Origin of the sequence: Sphingomonas sp. 3P27F8 (genome assembly GCF_005502745.1) — a bacterium.
Classification (GTDB): Bacteria; Pseudomonadota; Alphaproteobacteria; order Sphingomonadales; family Sphingomonadaceae; genus Sphingomonas.
Genome location: NZ_SCNL01000033.1, coordinates 1 through 5,995 on the forward strand (window position 1 = coordinate 1; position 5,995 = coordinate 5,995).

Genomic DNA, 5,995 nt, shown 5'->3' on the forward strand with positions numbered 1-5,995 from the left:
AAGACCGTCCTCACCGCACTCCGATGGAACGAGGCCGACACCGTCGGCGCCACAGCGTGACCGGCTGGTCAAAGGTCATCCTCGCCACCGCACTGATGACCATCGCACTGGCCTGTTTCAACCTTTCGCTTTGGCGGCGCTTGCGGGCCGCCCGCATGCGCGAGACGCCCGGCGTTTCATCGACGGACGATCATCGCTGAACCTCACGAGGCCGGGAGATGATTGTCAGCGGTGAGCCGCGCCTCCCGGGCGAGAATCGCGCGCGCGTCTCCCGGAGACCGGGCTTCACCCCGCGGACCGCCGGACGCGTCCATCACGCGTTCGAGCAACTCCTGACCCTCCGGCCACCATCCCAGCCCGCTCGCCGCATTGACATGGCCGTGCGCGCCGAGATCGACAAAATGGCTGCCCCAGTCCGCGGCCAAGCTGTGGGCCCGCTCGATCGAGACCCACGGATCATCGGTGCTCGCCGCGACGATCGACGGGAAGGGGAGCGACGTGCGCGGCACGGGGGCGAAGCCGGCGATTTCGGACGGCGTCTCCGCGCGGTCCACATCCGCCGGCGCCACCAGCAGCGCGCCGGCGACGGGCCAGCCATAAGGCTGCGGACTGAGCGTCGCCCACCAGGAGATTGCGATACAGCCAAGACTGTGACCGACCAGGATCACCGGCGCGCGCGCGGACGACACCGCCTGATCGATCTTGGTGACCCAGGCGTTGCGATGCGGCGTGTTCCACATCCCAAGTTCGATCCGCGACGTATCCGGTCGCGACTGTTCCCAAAGCGTCTGCCAATGCGCAGGGCCGGACCCGTTGAGGCCCGGAACGGTCAGGATCGTGGGACGGCGCGAAAGATCGGATGAGAACGGACTCATGACGGCCACTCCTCGTCGTCAGGGCGAGGCCGTGAACCGCCGCTCTAGGGTGCAGCCAGCCCACGACCTCGGGTTGAAGATATTCCGACCAATCCAATAGGCAATAGGTCGTTCCATACTGCGCGCCCGATCGAAGGCGGCTTGCGACGAACTGATCGGCAGGCGATAGCGAGGCATGGCAAAGGCGCGTGCGGATCAATTGCTTGTCGATCGCGGGCTCGCCGAATCGCGTACGCGGGCGCAGGCGCTCATCATGGCCGGCCTGGTGTTCATCGCCGATCGGAAGGTCGACAAGCCGGGTCAGCAGCTCAATACGGACACAGCGCTTGATGTGCGGGGACGCGATCATCCCTGGGTGTCGCGCGGCGGGATCAAGCTGGCACATGGGCTGGATCATTTCGGCTGGGATGTGGCGGGCGCGACGGCAATCGACGTGGGCTCTTCGACCGGCGGATTCACCGACGTGCTGCTGACGAGGGGCGCCGTGCGGGTCTATGCCGTGGACAGCGGCACCAATCAGCTTGCGTGGAAGCTGCGGCAGGATCCGCGCGTGATCGTACATGAGCAGACCAGCGCGCGGATCCTGACGAGCGAACACGTTCCGACGCCGGTGGATCTGGTGGTGTGCGATGCGAGCTTCATCTCGCTTGCCAAGGTGCTTGATGTGCCGCTGACGCTCACCGCGCCGGGCGCGCGACTTCTCGCGCTGATAAAGCCGCAGTTCGAGGCGGGTCGCGACGAGGTGGGGAAGGGCGGGGTGGTCCGCGATCCCGCGATCCACGCGCGCGTCTGCGATGAAGTCGCCGCGTGGCTTGCCGGGCGGGGCTGGCGCGTGCTGGGCACGGAGCGCAGCCCGATCACCGGGCCGGAGGGAAATGTTGAATTCCTGATCGCCGCTGTCCGGGATTGACGCACTGCCGCAAGCGATAAGTGGTTTACGCGGGCCAAGGTGCAGGGCAGGTTCGGCGCGCCACAAACAGGGAGGCGGTGTGGGAGGATTAGCGTCAAGGGCGCAGTTGCGCCTGTCATTCTTGCGCTGGGCGGTCGTCACCGTCCCGTTGATACTGCTGCTTGGCTTTCTTTCCGGGCGGAGTGTGCCGGTCGGTTCGGAAAGCCCCTGGTATGCGGCGCTTGTAAAGCCCGAGGTCACCCCGCCCAACTGGCTCTTCCCCGTCGCCTGGACGACCCTCTACGTGCTGATCGGCGTGGCGCTGGCCATGATCCTGCACGCACGCGGCGCCAGGGGGCGCGGGCTGGCGATCACGCTGTTCGTGGTACAGCTGGCGCTCAACCTCGTCTGGACGCCGTTGTTCTTCGGCGCCCACCAAGTCTGGCTCGCGCTTGCCGATCTGGTCGCGTTGCTGGTGATCGCGATCGCCGCGACCGTGCTGTTCGGCCGGATTCGCACCATCGCTGCGTGGCTGATGCTGCCCTATCTTATATGGGTAAGCTTCGCCGGCGTGCTCACGTGGCGGATCGGGCAACTCAACCCGGGAGCGGAAACACTTGTGCCGGCCGCGCATACATCCCAGGTAATCGGCTGAGTTCCAGCCGGAAGGTGACATTGATGCAATCCGAAAATCGGATATTCGACGATTTCGTGAAGTTCGTGAACGGTGCCGCAGGGACGTTCGCGGGTGTCGGGCGGGAGGCGCAGGCCGGCGCGCGGGATCGCGCGCGCGAATGGATCGGCGGGCTGGATTTCGTCAGCCGCGAGGAATTCGAGGCGGTGAAGGCCATGGCGATCGCCGCGCGTGACGAGGCGGACGAACTGCGGGCGCGGCTCGACAAGCTGGAAGCCGCGCAGGCGAAAGCGGGCACATAAGGCGCTTTTGCCAGAGCGACATTCACAGATTTCGCATGATCGGGCCGTCGCGGGCTTTGCGTCCGCGTCGGCCTTCGTGCGATAAGGGCCAGATGATGCTTGATGAAGCCGAAGACGACCACGAGGCCTCCGCGCCGCTTGATATGCTCGAGCGCTATTTCGCCGCGCATGGCTGGACCAACGAGCGGCACGACGACGAGATCAGCGCGACCGTAAAAGGCAGCTGGACGGAATATGAAGTGCGCGGCCTCTGGCGGGAGGAGGACAGCGTCCTCCAGTTTCTGTGCTTCCCGGACGTGAAGGTGGCCGAGGAGCGCCGCGCCGCGATCTACGAGGCGCTGACGCTCGTGAACGAGCAATTGTGGGTCGGGCATTTCGAATTATGGTCGTCCAGCGGCATTCTGCTCTATCGCCATGCGATGGTGGTGGATGGTGACGAGGACGGCGAACAGGTGATGTCGCTCGGCGCGACGGAATTGCTGGTCGAAACCGCGATCGACGAGTGCGAGCGTTTCTATCCCGTGTTCCAGTTCGTGCTGTGGGGCGGCAAGACCCCGCGCGAGGCGATCGCCGCCGCGCTGATCGAGACCCAGGGCGAGGCGTGATGCGGCTCTGGATGGTCGGTTGCGGCAACATGGCGGGAGCGATGCTCACGCGCTGGATCGAAAGCGGCGCCGTGCGCGCGGCCGATGTGCACGTGGTCAACCGCCGCGATCGGGCTTTGCCGGCTGGCGTGCACCAGTCGCGCGAGCTGCCCGCGGAAGAAGCCCCGGATATCGTCGTATTGGGCGTGAAACCGCAGCAATTGGCCGACGCCGCCAGACACTATGCTTCGCAGGTCCGTCAGGCACCGATCCTGCTGTCCATGCTCGCCGGGGTGGATGAGGCCGTGCTGGCGCGGGCTTTTCCCGGCCCGGTGCCCGTGCCGGTGATGCCGAACCTTCCCGTCGCCCTCGGGCAGGGCGTGTGCGTGGTGAACGCGCCGTCCGCATCCGGCGCCACCCGCGCGGTCGTCGACGCATTGCTCGCGCCGCTTGGCGAGGTGATCTGGGCCGAAGGCGCGGTTTATGCCGCCGCCGCAGCCTTGTCCGGCTGCGGGCCGGCCTATCTCTTTCGCTTCATCGACGCGCTGGGGCAGGCCGGAGTGGCGATGGGCCTTCCCGAGGCAGAAGCCGCGCGGCTTGCGCTGGCCACCGTGCGCGGCGCGGCGGCGCTGGCCAGTGCGGATGGGCGGGCACCTGCCGCGCTGGCGGATGCCGTCGCCAGCCCCGGCGGGATGACACGCGCCGGGCTCGACGTGCTGGACGCGGGGGAAGCGCTCAACCGGCTGGTGCGCGAGACGCTCCGTGCCGCAGCGGCGCGTGGCGAGGAGATGGCCGCCTCGGCGCGCGGCTGAGCCACGCCTTACCGGCGCAGCGCCTCGACCCGTTCGCGTTCTTCCTCTGGAATCAATCCCTCAAGCACCGCCCAGAAGCCGGTCACCGCTTCCTGCCCGGCATTCGAATAGGCGGCGGACATTTTCTCGCGCAGCGCCTCGTACAGCCCGCTTTCCAGATCACGCCCCGGTTCGGTCAGGCGCAGCAGACGTTGCCGCCGGTCCCGCTCGCCGGGGCGGCTTTCCACCAGACCGCGTTCCGTCAGGTCGTTCAGCACCCGCCCCAGCGACTGTTTGGTGATTGCCAGCAGCGCGAGCAGGTCGCTTACGGCCATGTTCGGGCGGCGCGCGATGAAATACAGCGCGCGGTGATGCGCGCGCCCCAATCCCTGCTGCGCCAGCCCCTGATCGATCGATCGCGTGACGTGGCTGTTGCCGAAATAGAGCAGCTCCAGACCGCGACGGATTTCGGGTTCGCGCAGGAAAAGCGGGGAGGCGGGTTGGGTTGAGGCGGCCATGTTGACCGGCATTGCCATCGGCCCTACCCGATCGCAACCGTCAACCGCGCCCTTCATGCGCGCCAGATCGACAGGAGGTCACCCTGCAATTCGCGTTCGAGCCGAGCCCCAATCCGGTGCCAGTGAATGAGCGTGCCACGCGTCTTGTCGATCCGGTATTCGGGCGCGTTCACACAGACCATATGGCGATCGTGCGCTGGTCGGATGACAAGGGCTGGCATGACGCGAAGGTGACTGCGCGGACGACGCTGACGATCGATCCCGCCACCGCCGTGCTGCATTACGCGCAGGAAATTTTCGAAGGCCTCAAGGCATATCGGATGGAAGACGGCGCGGCTGCGCTGTTCCGCCCGGACGCGAACGCCCAGCGGTTCCGGAATTCGGCGCGTCGTCTGGCGATGCCGGAGCTTCCCGACGATCTGTTCCTCGGTTCGGTGGAGGCGCTGGTGCGCGCCGATCGGGACTGGATTCCGGCGAGCGAGGGTGGTTCGCTCTACCTGCGCCCGTTCATGATCGCCAGTGAGGCGTTTCTCGGGGTGAAGCCGTCGTCCGAATATCTTTACATGGTGCTGGCATCGTCGGTCGGCTCGTACTGGAAGGGCGGGGTGAAGCCGATTTCGCTGTGGGTCAGCCATGATTACAGCCGAGCCGCCCCGGGCGGCACCGGCGAGGCGAAGTGCGGCGGCAATTACGCGACCAGCCTGGTCGCCCAAGCCGAAGCGATTCGGCGCGGTTGCGATCAGGTGGTGTTCCTCGACGCGGCGGAGCGGCGCTGGATCGAGGAACTCGGTGGCATGAACATCTTCTTCGTGTTCGAGGACGGCTCGATCGTGACGCCGCCGCTGACCGGCACGATCCTGCCGGGCATCACCCGCGATTCGATCATCGCGCTCGCTCGCGATCAGGGGCTGGCGGTGCGCGAAGAACTCTACGGCATCGATCAGTGGCGCGCGGATGCGGAGAGCGGGAAGCTGGTCGAGAGTTTCGCCTGCGGGACGGCTGCGGTGGTCACGCCCATCGGGCAGGTATCCGGGCCGGACTATTCGTTTCAGATCGGCGCCGGTGGCATGGGGCAGAAGACCCAGCGCTTTCTCGAGCAGCTCACCGCCATCCAGCGCGGTCGCTCGCCCGACCCGCACAACTGGCTGCGCCGCATCGGCTGACCGCTGACGAAACTTACGCCGGAAGGGGACCGGAGCGTGGATGATTCGCCGGCCCGGGAGCGGCCGTCGGCGGCCCGCGAGAACGGAAAATGGCAGAAAACCGTACTTTTCTCTGTCGACCGCAACAAAATTGCAAAAAGTGTTTGACGAGTTGGTGTGGTGGGGCCTAGAGGGGTTTCACCGACGGGGTGGCCATTTGGTTTGCTTTGTTGGTCACCGGAAATCAGGCGCTATGGCCG

Annotated in this window: 9 protein-coding genes; 7 read left to right on the plus strand and 2 right to left on the minus strand. The window is 66.4% G+C overall.

Annotation, left to right across the window (positions count from 1 at the left end; translation table 11 throughout):
- A partial coding sequence (locus FFS35_RS20150; RefSeq protein WP_212742245.1) for a hypothetical protein occupies positions 1-200 on the plus strand: 200 nt, incomplete at its 5' end.
- Positions 201-203: 3 nt separating this feature from the next.
- On the opposite strand, the gene FFS35_RS19645 is transcribed toward FFS35_RS20150, so the two are convergent.
- Entirely contained in the window at positions 204-875 is a 672-nt protein-coding gene (locus FFS35_RS19645) for an alpha/beta hydrolase (protein WP_137788456.1), read from the minus strand.
- Between the two features lie 175 nt (positions 876-1,050).
- On the opposite strand from FFS35_RS19645, the gene FFS35_RS19650 reads away from it, so the two are divergent.
- The 5 genes from FFS35_RS19650 (at position 1,051) to FFS35_RS19670 (ending at position 4,096) form a co-directional block, all read left to right on the plus strand.
- Positions 1,051-1,785 (plus strand): TlyA family RNA methyltransferase, encoded by a 735-nt coding sequence (locus FFS35_RS19650; protein ID WP_137788457.1) that lies wholly within the window; start codon positions 1,051-1,053, stop codon positions 1,783-1,785.
- Positions 1,786-1,897: 112 nt separating this feature from the next.
- Entirely contained in the window at positions 1,898-2,419 is a 522-nt protein-coding gene (locus FFS35_RS19655) for a TspO/MBR family protein (protein WP_137788462.1), read from the plus strand.
- 23 nt (positions 2,420-2,442) lie between these two features.
- A complete protein-coding gene (locus FFS35_RS19660; protein ID WP_137788458.1) occupies positions 2,443-2,700 on the plus strand; it encodes an accessory factor UbiK family protein in 258 nt (85 codons plus the stop codon).
- 92 nt (positions 2,701-2,792) lie between these two features.
- Complete coding sequence (locus FFS35_RS19665; protein WP_171007702.1) at positions 2,793-3,305, plus strand: YbjN domain-containing protein; 513 nt, start codon at positions 2,793-2,795, stop codon at positions 3,303-3,305.
- Positions 3,305-4,096: a pyrroline-5-carboxylate reductase dimerization domain-containing protein gene (locus tag FFS35_RS19670; protein ID WP_137788460.1), complete on the plus strand. Its 792-nt coding sequence runs from the start codon at positions 3,305-3,307 to the stop codon at positions 4,094-4,096. Before FFS35_RS19665 ends, FFS35_RS19670 begins: the two co-directional genes overlap by 1 nt.
- A gap of 8 nt (positions 4,097-4,104) precedes the next feature.
- Here FFS35_RS19670 and FFS35_RS19675 read toward each other — a convergent pair whose 3' ends face one another.
- The gene (locus tag FFS35_RS19675) at positions 4,105-4,593 is read right to left on the minus strand and encodes a MarR family transcriptional regulator (RefSeq protein ID WP_137788461.1); all 489 of its coding nucleotides are present in this window, start codon (positions 4,591-4,593) and stop codon (positions 4,105-4,107) included.
- A gap of 122 nt (positions 4,594-4,715) precedes the next feature.
- On the opposite strand from FFS35_RS19675, the gene FFS35_RS19680 reads away from it, so the two are divergent.
- On the plus strand, positions 4,716-5,756 hold the full coding sequence (locus FFS35_RS19680; RefSeq protein ID WP_249341752.1) for a branched-chain amino acid aminotransferase: 1,041 nt from the start codon (positions 4,716-4,718) through the stop codon (positions 5,754-5,756).
- The last annotated feature ends 239 nt before the right edge of the window (positions 5,757-5,995 follow it).

Excerpts from the sequence above, each read along its gene's own strand:
- FFS35_RS19675 (WP_137788461.1), bottom strand. The coding sequence starts at position 4,593 with ATGGCCGCCTCAACCCAACCCGCCTCCCCGCTTTTCCTGCGCGAACCC.
- FFS35_RS19650 (WP_137788457.1), top strand. The coding sequence starts at position 1,051 with ATGGCAAAGGCGCGTGCGGATCAATTGCTTGTCGATCGCGGGCTCGCC.
- FFS35_RS19660 (WP_137788458.1), top strand. The coding sequence starts at position 2,443 with ATGCAATCCGAAAATCGGATATTCGACGATTTCGTGAAGTTCGTGAAC.
- FFS35_RS19665 (WP_171007702.1), top strand. The coding sequence starts at position 2,793 with ATGATGCTTGATGAAGCCGAAGACGACCACGAGGCCTCCGCGCCGCTT.
- FFS35_RS19670 (WP_137788460.1), top strand. The coding sequence starts at position 3,305 with ATGCGGCTCTGGATGGTCGGTTGCGGCAACATGGCGGGAGCGATGCTC.
- FFS35_RS19645 (WP_137788456.1), bottom strand. The coding sequence starts at position 875 with ATGAGTCCGTTCTCATCCGATCTTTCGCGCCGTCCCACGATCCTGACC.